The following is a 12,427-nucleotide window of genomic DNA, read 5'->3' as shown; positions in this document are numbered from 1 at the left end:
CCGCCTCTTTTCCTTTCTCTGTCCATCGCGCACGCCGGGTCCCGCCCCGTGCGGGGGGGCCGGGTACGGGGGTGGCCCCCGCCGGGGCCTCGCCGATGGGGCGAGGGCACGGCGGCGACCCCGGGATCGAAGTTCGGTGTCGTGGTCGTCCTTGGAGGGCCGGCAAGCGGAGGCGGGATCGTCAGGCGGCAGGCGGAACGGCCACGACCTTGCCGTGGATCTCCCCCGCGGCGGCCTGCCGGTGGATCGCGGGCAGCTCGCTCAGCGGCACGCGCCGGGTGATCTCGACGTGGACGTCACCGCGGTCGACGAGGGCGACGAGGCCCGAGAGCACGTCCGCGTCGGGGTGGACGAAGATCGTAGCCGCGCGCACGTTTCGCTCCTCGTCGCCGGGCGTCGGGACGGTCGGTGTCGTGGAGACGACCACGCCGCCATCGCGGACCCGTGCGACCAGGGCCGTGAACCCGTCGGGGGTGATCGGGGCCAGGTTCAGCAGCACGTCGACGGGTTCGGCCACCGCGTCGAGCACCGAGGTGGCCGTGTGGTCGATGATCTCGTCCGCGCCGGCCGCCTTGACGGTCTCGCTGCTACGCGGGCTCGCCGTGGCGATGACGTAGGCACCTGCGCGCTTGGCCAACTGCACGGCGTACCCGCCCACGGGGCCGCCGGCGCCGTTGATCAGCACGCGCTGGCCGGCCGTGAGCTCGCCTGCCTCGAAGAGCGCCTGTGAGGCGGTGAGCCCGACCGACGGCAGCCCTGCGGCATCCGCCAGCGGGATGGCGGCAGGAGCCTTCACCAGCACCTCCGCGGGGGCGACGACGTATTGCGCGGCCGAGCCGTCGGCGCTCATGGGGATGAGCCCGATGACGTCCTCACCCACGGCGAGGCCTTCCACGCCGTCGCCGAGCGCGTCGATCGTGCCGGAGACGTCGTACCCCGGAACGTGCGGCAGCGTGATCGGGATCGGCAGGAAGCCGCCGCGGATGCCGCCGTCGGCCGGGTTGTAGGCCGACCCCGCGACCCGGATGCGCACCTGACCCGCGCCGGGGACCGGCTGGTCGACGTCTTCGTAGCGCAGAACCTCAGGGCCGCCCGTTTCGTGGAACCGCACTGCCTTCATGATTCGACCCCTTCGGTGATGTGCTTCGAAGTCGAAGCAACTGCGATCACGGTAGCACTGCTTCGATTTCGAAGCAAGTGCTTCGAGTTAGAAGCACTGATAGGCTCGGCTCATGACCGCCTCGTCGCCCCGCCTGGACGCCGCGCAGCTGGGCGCGTACTTCGCTCTCATCGAGGCGAGCAGCCTGCTGAAGCACGCCGTCGAGCAGCAGTTGCGGGATGCCGGCGATCTCAGTTACGTGCAGTTCCAGCTCCTGGCCACGCTCGGCGACTCCCCGACGGGCAGTGGGCGGATGACCGATCTGGCCGACGGTGTCGTCTACAGCCGCAGCGGACTGACCTATCAGGCGCAGACGCTGGAGAAGCGGGGCCTCGTGACCCGGACGCCGTCCTCCGATGACGAGCGCAGCATCACCGTCACCATCACGGAGGAAGGACGTGCTGTGCTCGCAGGGGTCTTCCCCGGTCACGTCGCCGTCCTCGGCGACCTGCTGTTCGCCCCGCTGTCCCGCTCCGACATCGAGGCGCTCGCCGATATCCTGGCCCGCGCGCGAGACCACATGCGTCGGACGCCGCCGCGGTCGGCGGAACCGCGGCGGCGCAAGAAGACTGGAACCGATCAAGCTCCCTAGCGCGCTGCGCGTGCCGCGACTATCGTCCGCGCAGGTCGGGCGGCGTGGTGGTGCTCATCGAGGAGGCCGGCCGTGGCAGCGGTCGGGCGTTGACCGCGCCCTGGTGAGACCGGCGGGTGCGGTGGAACCGCTCGTACTCGTGCGGCGCCTGGAGCAGGCGCCGCTGGTTCCGGATCAGCGTGCGGTGTCCAGAACCCGTGATCAGGGGTGGGCTGCGCACCGGCCCCACCTGGTCGACAGAGCTTCGAGCAGCGGCTTCCGCCGAGTGGCGACAGCGTGCCGACGCGACCGCGCCCGGGAGCACGGTCAGCGGTTCTCGAACGCCTTGCGCCACTGCTCGGCCGAGGTCAGCTCCGGCAGGGCGTCGCGGTACAGGCGGCGCAGCCTCGGCCACTCCTTGCCCAAACGCCGGTAGTTGCGCACGGCCCGCGCCATCAGGGTGCGGAACTGCTCGGGGTCGCGCTTGTAGAACGCGACGCCGGTGCCGTCCGCCGTGGACACGGTGGCGCTGTCCAGGTTGCCGAGCAGGAACCAGCGGGCGTTCAAGGCGGGCACGTTGAGCTGCGGGCGGTCGCCGGCGGACGCCTGCGGTGGGCGCAGGTTGTGCAGGACGGACTTCGCCGCGCGCACCGCGATGGTCGCCTTGCCCTTCGACGGCCGCAGCAGCGCCTCCGCGCGCACCATGTCGAACGTCGGCGGCGGGAACTCGCGGGCCGACTCCAGGCGCCGGGCGTCGCTGTACTCCTCGCGCATCGCGCGCACCATCGGCAGCGCCGTGCGCAGCGAGTCGAACAGGCCGGCCGGGCCGGCCAGGAAGTCCTCGATCGCCTTCTGCTGCAACGCCACCGTGGAGTACTCCATGGACAGCAGGTGCCGCAGCGACAGCTTCAACCCGTGCTTCACGATCCCGTTCCGCACGTCGTACGGGCTGTGCAGCGCGGCCAGCACCAGGCGGTTGCGGGTGTGGAAGTAGGCCTGCCAGTCGGTCGAGTCGTTCTTGTCCGTCCACGGCATGTGCCACACCGCCGAACCCGGCAGCGACACCGTCGGGTAGCCGTGCTCCAGCGCCCGCAACGAGTACTCGGCGTCGTCCCACTTGATGAACAGCGGCAGCGGGTAGCCGGTCCGCTCCACCACCTCGCGCGGGAACAGGCACATCCACCAGCCGTTGTAGGTGGCGTCGACCCTGGGGTGCAGCTCGGGCGTCTCGCGCAGCGATGAGGAGGCGAAATCGTGGTCGGTGACCGCGCCGGGCGCGGCCCGCCAGAAGCACGTGCCGAGGTCGACGATCTCCGCCGTGCTGTGGATCCTGGTCCTGGCCTGCAGGTTCAGCATGTGGCTGCCGACGATGACCGGCGACGCCGCCGCCCGCGCGAACGCGTTGGACCGCAGCACGGCCTCCGGCTCCAGCCGGATGTCGTCGTCCATCAGCATGATCTGGTCGGCGTCGGTGTGCTCGACCGCCTCGAACATGCCCCGGGTGAACCCGCCCGCGCCGCCGAGGTTGTCCTGCTCGATGACCTCCAGCCGGCCGCCGAGCCCGGCTTCCGCCTCCGCGAAGCCCGCCACCGACCGCACCTTCACCGCGCCCTGGTCGGCCACGAACACGTTGCTCACCACGTCGAGCACGGCCGGGTCGCTGCCCAGCGCCCGCAGCGCCTCCACCGCGTCGTGCGGGCGCATGGTCGTGATGCTGACCGCGACCTTCTTCGCGGGCAGCGGCGACCGCACGGCCCACTCGGCGTCCCGGATCCCCAGCGACGCCTCGTGCGTGAACGCGTCGAACCAGATCAGCCCGCCGTCCTCGAACGGCCGCAGCGACACCGGGAACTCCAGCGACGTCCAGTCCGCCGCGTCCCGGACGAACGAGCCCTCCAGGTGCACGACGTCGCCGCTCGGCTTGGAGCGGTACACGTCGATCCGGCCGGAGCCGCGCACGCGCATCCGCAGCACGACCTCGTCGACGACCGTCCACCGCTTCCAGTAGCTGGCCGGGAACGCGTTGAAGTACGTCGCGAACGACACCTTGGCGTGCTCGGGCACGGTCAGCCCGCGCCGGGAGTCGACCTGGCAGTGCACGTTCTCCGGCTCGTCCAGGTACATCGGCCGGACGTCGAGCGGGTCGTCGTCCCTCGGCAGGATGATCCGGTGCACTGCGTCCACTGAAGGTCCCCCGGTGAGAAGCGCGTGAGAAAGACGTGGGAGAAGCGAAGCGGGGCGACCGCTCAGGGCCGCCCCGCCTCACCGGTCACAGGTCGTACAACCGCCGCCAGTTCTCGCGGCTGGTCAGCTCGCCCATCGCGTCGCGGTAGGCGCGCTGCATCTCGGGAGCCCGCTGGTAGAGCTCCTTGAGCAGCTTGGTGCCCTGCTTGCCGAGCCGGATGGCCAGCTCGCGGTCGCGCCGCCGGACCCGCACGCCCTCCTGGGACGCGTCGGTGACCACGGCGGTGTTGAACAGCGACACGTGCCACCACGCCGAGTCGCCCGCGGCCACCGCGCCGACGTCGTGCACGCTGCGGCCGAGCAGCTGGTTGACCACGCGCTTGGCCAGCACCGGCGCGAACAGCCGCGGCGCGGGCGGCGCCGTGATCAGCGGCAGGTCGCCGGACGAGATGCCGGGCACCTCCGACGCCGGGTGCTTGACCGTCTCGGGGTACTCGGCGCGCAGCTTGCGGATGTCCGCCGCCGCCTGGACGCCGCCGTCGCGCAGCATCTCGGGACCCTTGAGGAAGTCCTCGATGGCCTTGAGCTGGGTCGCCGCCAGGCCGTACTGCATGCCGACGAGGTACGTGGCGAGCTGGGCCGCCATGGACCGGCAGATCCGCTTCGGGTCGAACTGGCTGTGCAGCGCCGAGGTGATCAGGGCGTTGCGCAGGTTGAAGTACCGGTGCCAGTCGTCCCAGTCCTTCCAGTGGAAGTCGGCGTGCCACACGCCCGCGCCGGGCAGCGTGACCGTGGCGAACCCGTGCGCCCGCGCCCGGTAGCCGTACTCGATGTCGTCCCACTGGAAGAACAGCGGCAGCGGGTAGCCGACCGCCTTGACGATCTCCGACGGGATCAGGCACGACCACCAGCCGTTGTAGCCCGCGTCGACCCGGCGGTCCTGCACGTTGCGCTTGCCGGTCTCCTCGTCGTACCCGGTGAGGTCGGCGTCGTGCAGGGCGCCGTCGACGACCTGGCCCGGGGCCAGCGTGTCGAGGTTGGCGTACTCCGCGCCCACGTGCAGGTGGTTCGGGTGCAGCAGGTACAGCATCTGGCCGCCGACGATGACCGGCTGCGCGGTGCGGTTGGCGAACGCGGTCGTGCGGACCACGATCTCCGGCTCGCACAGCACGTCGTCGTCCATGAAGAGCACGTTGGCGTGCTCGGCGTGGTCGACCTCCATGACCTGGTACAGGCCGCGGGTGAAGCCGCCGGCGCCGCCGAGGTTGGGCTGGCGGACGTAGCGCAGCTTGTCGCCGAGCGCGGCGGCGACCTCGGCGAACCGGGGCCGCGACTCGACCGGGTCGCTGCCCTGGTCCACCACGTAGATCGCGTCGACCAGGCTCAGCGGCTCGTGGTCGGACGCGAGCGCCGCCATGGTGTTGAGGCAGTCCTCGACCCGGTTGAACGTGCAGATCACGACCGCGGTCGGCCGGACCCGCTTGGGCGGGGCGACCGTCCACCGGGCGTGCTCGACGACCAGCTGGTGCTCGCCGGTGACGACGTCGAACCACAGCGCGCCGCCGTCGGTGAACTTGTCGATCTTGGCCGTCAGCGTGACGACCTGGCCCTGCGCCCCCGAGACCTGCTCGGCGACGATGGTCCGGGACTCGCCCTCCGCGTCGGAGGCCACGACCGAGACCGTGCCGGAACCGGTCAGGGTCAGGCTCAGCTCCACCTCGGCGCTGACGCACCACCGCTGCCAGTAGGTGGCCGGGAACCGGCCGAAGTAGGTGTTCATGGACACCGTGGCGTGCGGGTGCACGACCATGCGGTGCCGCTCGCGGTCGGCGATGCCCTGGGAGATCTCGGCGTAGAGGTCCTCCGAGACGATCTGCGACGGCCCGGCGAAGAGGCCGCGCTGCGCCAGCAGTTTCTCCGGTGCCTCGTGCTCGACGAGGGTGGAGTTGCCCGACATAACCGAATCAGTCCTCCAGCGAACCGTCCAGCGCCCGACCGGAGGCCAGGTGCGGGGCGATCTTGTTGTCGAACACGCTCAGCGCGGAACCGATCGCCATGTGCATGTCCAGGTACTTGTAGGTGCCCAGTCGACCACCGAAGACGACGTTACGCTCGGCGGCTTCGGTGCGCGCGAGCTCGCGGTAGCGCTCCAGCTTGGCGCGGTCCTCGGCGGTGTTGATCGGGTAGTACGGCTCGTCTTCCTTCTCGGCCGCGCGGGAGAACTCGCGCACGATGACCGTCTTGTCCGACGGGTACTCGCGCTCGGGGTGGAAGTGCCGGAACTCGTGGATCCGGGTGTAGGGCACCTCGGCGTCGTTGTAGTTCATCACCGGCGTGCCCTGGAAGTCGCCGACCGGCAGGACTTCCTGCTCGAAGTCCAGCGTGCGCCAGCCGAGCCAGCCCTCGCTGTAGTCGAAGTAGCGGTCGAGCGGTCCGGTGTAGACGACGGGCGTGCCGGCCGGGATCTCGTCCCGGACGTCGAAGTAGTCGGTGTCGAGCCGCACCTCGATGTTCGGGTGGTCGGCCATCCGCTCCAGCCACGCGGTGTACCCGTCGACGGGCAGGCCCTCGTAGGTGTCGTTGAAGTAGCGGTTGTCGAAGGTGTAGCGCACCGGCAGGCGGCTGATGACCGCCGCGGGCAGCTCCTTCGGGTCGGTCTGCCACTGCTTGGCCGTGTAGTCGCGCACGAACGCCTCGTAGAGCGGGCGACCGATGAGCGAGATCGCCTTCTCCTCCAGGTTCTTCGCGTCCTTGGAGTCGATCTCGGCGGCGTGCTCCGCCACCCAGGCGCGGGCTTCCTCGGGGCTCAGGTAGCGGCCGACGAACTGCGAGATGAGGCCGAGGCCCATCGGGAACTGGTAGGCCTGGCCGGCGTGCATCGCGAACACCCGGTGCTGGTACCCGGTGAACTCGGTGAACTGGTTGACGTAGTCCCACACGCGCTTGTTGGACGTGTGGAACAGGTGCGCGCCGTACCGGTGCACCTCGATGCCCGTCTCCGGCTCTGGCTCGGAATAGGCGTTGCCACCGATGTGCGCACGGCGTTCCAACACGAGCACGCGCTTGTCGAGCTGTGATGCGGTGCGTTCGGCGACCGTCAGGCCGAAGAACCCGGAACCGACGACGATCAGGTCAAATCCAGCGAAGCTCACAGCAGTCGAGGGTACGGCAGTGACCGGACGCGACCGCCCACACCCCATGGGGTGAAAGTGGCACACCGATCGGTCGATACGCTCATCGGCCGGCCGCCGCCGCGGCTCCTTCGAGCACGTCCTCCTGGCCTTCGATTTCGTAAATCACCGAATCGGAGTTGCGGAACACCTCGACGAAGCCCGCCGTGTGGTCGAGGCCGACGAACCCGGGCGCGATGCGGTTCTCCTTGCGCACGAATCCCCGGCCGACGATCACGTAGCGGACCCTCAGCTCGGTCAGGGCCTCGCGCACCTCGGGGTCCTCGTCGAGCTCGTTGAGGTGCTTGGTCAGGAAGTTGCTCGGCGTGCCCGCGGGCGTGCCGTAGAACGTCCACTCGACCGGCTCGACCTTCGCCATCGCGTACAGCCAGCCGCTGCCGTCGAACACGTCGTTCATCACCCGCTCGCCGGGCCGGACGCGCTCGGCCAGCCACCGGTAGGCCTCCAGCTCGCCGTCGCTGACGGTGGGCCCGTTCTGGTAGTTGCCGGCCAGCCGGGCGCTGTTGCGCCCGACGTACGCGCCGCTGACCAGGCCGATGAGCAGGAAGAACACCACGCTGACGGCCACCGGCGCCCACGGCGAGCGGCCGAGCGCGGGCACCCGGTCCCGGTAGCGGGCGACCACCCACGTGCCGAGCGCGACCACGGCCACGCCGAACCCGATGGAGCCGGGCAGCGGCAGCATGACCGCGAGCCGCCAGTGGTCGTTGTAGAAGTAGCCGGTCAGCCGCTGGATGACGGCGCCCTCCAGCGACACGGTGACCGCGTACAGCCCGCCGAACGCCAGCCACACGCCGACCATCCACACCATGAGCCGCCGCTTGGCCATGATGACCATGCCGAACAGCGCGGGCAGGCCGATCCACCACTGCGGGAAGTCGACCACGCCGGAGAACGTGAGCATCTGCCCGAACGCGCCCGCGGGCGTGGCCTCCGACGGCCACACCATGGCTGCCACGCCGCCGGCCGAGCCGAGCGACGGCAGGATCAGCGGCACGGCGGCCACCACGCCGAGCACGCCCATCGCGACCAACGTCGGCCAGGCGCGCTTCCAGTCGATCGGCACGAGCCGGAACACGCACGCCAGGAAGATCACGCCGAGCAGGCCGGCGAGGATGAACGCCAGGCTCGGCTGCAGGCCGACCAGCGCCGCCACCGACACCGCGATGGCCACCGGACCGGTGATGCCGCGCGGCCGGAGCAGGTAGGTGACCAGGGCCAGCACGGCGGGCAGCAGGGCGATGCCCGCGACGTAGGGCCACAGCGGCCCGCGCCACAGCGAGTCGTACGGGAACGGCGAGAACCACGTGGACACGGCGGCGGCGGGCGCGACCATCCGGGCGGGCAGCTTCCAGGCCAGGCCCATGGCGGCGATGCCGACCGGCCACACCAGCACGGTGCTCAGCGCGCCGGAGTTGAGCAGCTGCGGCAGCGTGACGCCGAACTGGTCGAGCAGCAGCGCCAGCAGCTGGTGGTAGGTGGCCGGGTAGAAGTAGTCCGCGTTCTCCGGCTGGTTGCCGATCGCGCCGGCCGAGGAGACCAGCGACGTCTGGTGCTCGGCGAGCCAGCGCACGAGGTTGCCGTGGTGCGGCGCGTCCCAGTCCTGGGCGAGGCGGTTCAGGCTGCCGATGCCGCGCAGGAACGTGACCGCGCCGACCGCGAGGCCGACGGCCACGCCCGCGCCGACCACCAGGTGGCCCCGGCGCGACACGCGCGGCTCGTCGTCGTCCACGCGGGCGGGCCACCGGCGCTGCACCAGCGTGGTCACGGCGAACAGCACCGCCGACGCGGCGAGCGTCCACGCGCCGAACGTGAGCAGCGTCCAGGAGAACCCGAGCTCGCCCAGCAGCAGGCCGCCGACCGCGACCAGGCCGTAGGTCAGCGCCGGCGCCGCGGCGGCGAGCGTCCACCCCCGCAACCGGACGGCCGCGCCGAACAACAGGCCAGGCACCCACAGCAGCAACAGCACCAGCAGTGCAGCACTCATCGCGTCAGCAACCCGATCACTTGGCGTAGGAGCGGGGCCCCGTCCCGCTGCGACCGCAGAGTACCCGCGCGGGCCTCACCAGCGGCGGTGGGCCACTTGCACGCCCAGCCACGCGGCGTGCCGGGCGGCGACGCCCAGCCCGCTGACCCCGATCCGCTTCGCCAACGCCTGCTTGGACCGCCGCAGCAGCTTCGTGTGGGAGCCCATGAGCGCGCCGCGGCTGTACTGCCCGGGGTGCACGCGGTAGCCGACCAGCTCCTCGGGCAGCACGTCGCCGTCCGCCAGCGCCATGACGCGCAGCCACAGGTCGTAGTCCTCCAGCCGCACCAGGCGCGGGTCGAAACCGCCGACCTGCGCCGCGAGCTCCTTGCGGAGGACGATCGTGGAGGTGATGAGGCAGTTGTAGAGCAGCATGGTGCGCGCGACCTCGGGCCCGATGGCCGAGTGCATCTCGCCGACCACCTGCCCGGACGGGTCGATCTGCCGGGCCCACGCACCGACCAGCCCCAGGCCCGGCCGCTGCTGGAGCACGGCGACCTGGTGCTCGAGGCGTTGCGGCAGGCACAGGTCGTCGGCGTCGAGGAACGCCACCAGGTCGTGCTTGGCCGCGTCGAGCCCGATGTTGCGGCCGACGGCGGGCCCGCTGCGCGGCGCGGGCGTCAGGTGCACCTGGACCCGGTCGTCGGGCAACGTGCGCGCGGCGGCCCGGTTCTGCTCGCACTCGCCGTCGAGGACCAGCACGACCTCCCAGTCCTGGTGGGTCTGCTCGGCGACCGAGCGCAACGTCTCGGCGAGGAAGTCCGCCCGAGGCGCGCACGGGATCACCACGGACACCGGCGATGGCATGGGGTTCTCCTGCTGCGGGGGTGGATCGGACAACGCCGTACAGTAAGGCCCGCTCTGGCACCCCCAAGAAGAGGACACCCGTGACGGCGGCGAACAGATCACGGCTCGACGGTCTGCGCGCAGTGGCAGGCACGGCGGTGCGCCAGTCGGCCGTCACCCTCGACCAGTTGGTCTTCAGCGCCATCACGTTCGCCGTGCAGCTGATCGCCGCGCCGTTGTCGACCGACGCCGAGTACGGCGTGTTCTCGCTGGTCGCGATCGTGCAGATCGGCCAGTGGTACCTGGGCCGCGCGGTCGCGGCCGAGCCGCTGCTGGTGTCGAAGGTCGTCGCGACCGGCGACGCGCGGGGTGTGCGCGGCGCGGCGGCGACGTCGTTGCTGCTCGGCCTCGCGATCGGGGTCGCGTGCCTGGTCGTCGGGCTGCTGGTGGACGGGCCCGCCCGGACGTTGCTGCTGGTCCAGGCGCTGGCCTCGCCGTTCACCGCGGTGCTCGACCACGGCCGGTACGTCTCGTACGCGCGGCAGCGGCCGTTGCGGGCGCTGGCGCTGGACGGCTCGTGGCTCGTGCTGTTCCTCGGCGCCATCGGCGTGGCCATGCTCGTCGGTGAGCTGGACACGTCGTCCACTTACTTGCTCTGGGCGTTGAGCGCGGTGCCCGTGGCGGCGGTCTGCGCGTGGCTGACCGGCGGTCCGTTCGCGGTCGGCGCGGTGCGCGGCTGGCTGCGCGACCGGCGGTCGTTGCTGCCGGGGTTCCTCATCGACGCCGTCTACCTGACCGCGGGCACCTGGGCCACGTTCGGCGTGACCGCGTGGGTGGTCGGCCTCGACGGGCTCGGCCTGCTGCGCAAGGCGCTGGTGCCGGTGACCGCGCTCACCGTCTTGTTCATCGGCATCAGCAACGCCCTGCTGGCGCACCTGGCGGGCCGGTCGGCCCGCGAGGTCGTGCGGGCGCCGATGCTCGTCTCCGGGCTGGCGGCGGTCGTCAGCCTGGTGTTCGCGGGCCTGGCCCTGGTCGCGCCCGCCGACCTGCTCACCGCCGCGCTCGGCACGCCGTGGGAAGGCCTGCGGCCGGTCGTGCTGGTGCTCCTGGCGTACGCGTTCCTGCTGGCCACGGCGCAGACGGCGCTGGTCGCGGGCAAGGCGAGCGGCCGGGCCTGGCTCGGACCGCGGGTGCGCACCGTCCAGTTCGTCACCGAGATCGCCCTCGTGGCGGGCCTCGGCCTCCTGTTCGGCGTGATGGGCGTCGCGTTCGGCATGGCGCTGGCGTGGCTGACCGCCGCCGCACTGGCCTGGGCCGGCCTGCTCGGGCATCGGGAAAGGGCCTAGATTCGTGGCCGTGCACTTGGTCGACATGCCGGTCTACTACCCGCCTCACAAGGGCGGGGTGGAGGCGTACGCGCAAGAGCTCCACCGGCGCATGCTCGAAGCCGATCCGGACCTGCGGATCACGGTGTTCACCTCGGCGGTCGGCGCGCCGGCGGGGGTCGAACGGCTGAGCGACCGGTGGACGGTCGTGCGCTGGTCGGGCCGCGAGGTCATCTCCCACTACCCGGTGCCCTACCCGGGTTTCACCCGGAAGCTGCGCGAGCTGTGCGGCCCGGACGCCGTGCTGATGACCCACACCCGCTTCTACTGGCCGCACCTGTGGGCGTCGCTGTTCGCCAAGCGGGCCGGGCTGCGCCGGCTGCACGTCGAGCACGGGTCGAGCCCGGTGCAGAGCGGCGGCTGGTTCGTCCGGTTCGTCGCCGCCACCGTCGACACGCTCACCAGCCAGCCCGTGCTGCGCTGGGCGGACGCCGTGGTGGCCGTGTCGCAGTCGGCCGCGCGGTTCGTCCGCGACCTGGCCAAGCGCGAAGCGAAGGTGCTGTACCGGGGCATCGAGCTGCCGGAGGGCGTGGTGGCCCGCCGCCCGGACGACGCCGAGGGCCCGGTGGCCTGCTACGTGGGCAGGCTCATCAACGGCAAGGGCGTGGCCGACCTGCTCACCGCCACCGCCGCCCTGCACCGCCGGGGCGTGCCGCTGAAGCTGCGGCTGTGCGGCGACGGCCCGGCCGCGGCGGACCTGCGGGCCCAGGTGGCGCGCCTCGGCCTGGAGGAGCACGTGCGGTTCCTCGGCGAGGTCGACCACGACACGGCGCTGCGCGAGATGTCCTCGGCCTCGCTGTTCGTCAACCCGAGCTGGACCGAGGGCCTGCCGACCACCGTGCTGGAGGCGGCGGCCATGGGCTGCACGGTCGTGGCCACCGACGTGGGCGGCACGGCCGAGATCGTGGACAACGGCGTGACCGGCTGGCTCGTGCCCGCGCGCGACCCCGGCGCGCTCGCCGTCGCCCTGGAGACGGCCGTCACCGACCCGGAGGGCGAGGCGCGCGCGGCCAAGCTCGGCGAGATCACCCGCGAGCGCTTCTCGTGGGACCGGACCATCGCCGAGTTCGCCGCAATGCTGGTCGGCGACGGCGGGGACCGGTCCGCGCGCTAGCCTGTCTGCGA

General features: G+C 71.6%; 10 protein-coding genes. 3 read left to right on the top strand and 7 right to left on the bottom strand.

Features of this window, described 5'->3' with window-relative positions; translation table 11 throughout:
• Nucleotides 1–181: 181 nt before the first annotated feature.
• On the bottom strand, nt 182–1,120 hold the full coding sequence (locus AB0H12_RS13640) for an NADP-dependent oxidoreductase (RefSeq protein ID WP_499623153.1): 939 nt from the start codon (nt 1,118–1,120) through the stop codon (nt 182–184).
• A 112-nt stretch (nt 1,121–1,232) separates the two neighbouring features.
• Here AB0H12_RS13640 and AB0H12_RS13635 point away from each other — a divergent pair, with 112 nt between their 5' ends.
• Nucleotides 1,233–1,751 (top strand): MarR family winged helix-turn-helix transcriptional regulator, encoded by a 519-nt coding sequence (locus tag AB0H12_RS13635; RefSeq protein WP_499623151.1) that lies wholly within the window; start codon nt 1,233–1,235, stop codon nt 1,749–1,751.
• A 19-nt stretch (nt 1,752–1,770) separates the two neighbouring features.
• Here AB0H12_RS13635 and AB0H12_RS13630 read toward each other — a convergent pair whose 3' ends face one another.
• The 6 genes from AB0H12_RS13630 to AB0H12_RS13605 form a co-directional block, all read right to left on the bottom strand.
• Nucleotides 1,771–1,971 carry a hypothetical protein gene (locus AB0H12_RS13630; protein ID WP_499623150.1) on the bottom strand — a complete coding sequence of 67 codons (201 nt, stop codon included), beginning with the start codon at nt 1,969–1,971 and terminating at the stop codon, nt 1,771–1,773.
• A gap of 86 nt (nt 1,972–2,057) precedes the next feature.
• Entirely contained in the window at nt 2,058–3,914 is a 1,857-nt protein-coding gene (locus tag AB0H12_RS13625) for a glycosyltransferase (RefSeq protein ID WP_499623148.1), read from the bottom strand.
• Nucleotides 3,915–3,999: 85 nt separating this feature from the next.
• Nucleotides 4,000–5,871 carry a glycosyltransferase gene (locus AB0H12_RS13620; protein ID WP_499623146.1) on the bottom strand — a complete coding sequence of 624 codons (1,872 nt, stop codon included), beginning with the start codon at nt 5,869–5,871 and terminating at the stop codon, nt 4,000–4,002.
• A gap of 7 nt (nt 5,872–5,878) precedes the next feature.
• Entirely contained in the window at nt 5,879–7,114 is a 1,236-nt protein-coding gene (gene glf, locus AB0H12_RS13615; RefSeq protein ID WP_230569350.1) for a UDP-galactopyranose mutase, read from the bottom strand.
• A 34-nt stretch (nt 7,115–7,148) separates the two neighbouring features.
• Nucleotides 7,149–9,092, bottom strand: a complete 1,944-nt coding sequence (locus AB0H12_RS13610; RefSeq protein WP_499623144.1) for a DUF6541 family protein — start codon at nt 9,090–9,092, stop codon at nt 7,149–7,151.
• A gap of 75 nt (nt 9,093–9,167) precedes the next feature.
• Nucleotides 9,168–9,971: a glycosyltransferase family 2 protein gene (locus AB0H12_RS13605; protein ID WP_499623142.1), complete on the bottom strand. Its 804-nt coding sequence runs from the start codon at nt 9,969–9,971 to the stop codon at nt 9,168–9,170.
• Nucleotides 9,972–10,018: 47 nt separating this feature from the next.
• On the opposite strand from AB0H12_RS13605, the gene AB0H12_RS13600 reads away from it, so the two are divergent.
• Together AB0H12_RS13600 and AB0H12_RS13595 are read left to right on the top strand one after the other, a co-directional pair.
• Entirely contained in the window at nt 10,019–11,263 is a 1,245-nt protein-coding gene (locus tag AB0H12_RS13600) for an MATE family efflux transporter (RefSeq protein WP_499623141.1), read from the top strand.
• A 10-nt stretch (nt 11,264–11,273) separates the two neighbouring features.
• Nucleotides 11,274–12,416 carry a glycosyltransferase family 4 protein gene (locus AB0H12_RS13595; protein WP_499623140.1) on the top strand — a complete coding sequence of 381 codons (1,143 nt, stop codon included), beginning with the start codon at nt 11,274–11,276 and terminating at the stop codon, nt 12,414–12,416.
• Nucleotides 12,417–12,427 lie beyond the last annotated feature (11 nt).

Origin of the sequence: Actinosynnema sp. NPDC023794, assembly GCF_040639675.1 — a bacterium.
GTDB classification, from domain to species: Bacteria; Actinomycetota; Actinomycetes; order Mycobacteriales; family Pseudonocardiaceae; genus Actinosynnema; species Actinosynnema luteola.
This window is presented reverse-complemented; position numbering and strand designations above follow the sequence as displayed.

Coding starts and splice junctions, on each gene's coding strand:
- AB0H12_RS13635 (WP_499623151.1), top strand. CDS start 1,233: ATGACCGCCTCGTCGCCCCGCCTGGACGCCGCGCAGCTGGGCGCGTAC.
- AB0H12_RS13640 (WP_499623153.1), bottom strand. CDS start 1,120: ATGAAGGCAGTGCGGTTCCACGAAACGGGCGGCCCTGAGGTTCTGCGC.
- glf (WP_230569350.1), bottom strand. CDS start 7,114: ATGGGGTGTGGGCGGTCGCGTCCGGTCACTGCCGTACCCTCGACTGCT.
- AB0H12_RS13610 (WP_499623144.1), bottom strand. CDS start 9,092: ATGAGTGCTGCACTGCTGGTGCTGTTGCTGCTGTGGGTGCCTGGCCTG.
- AB0H12_RS13620 (WP_499623146.1), bottom strand. CDS start 5,871: ATGTCGGGCAACTCCACCCTCGTCGAGCACGAGGCACCGGAGAAACTG.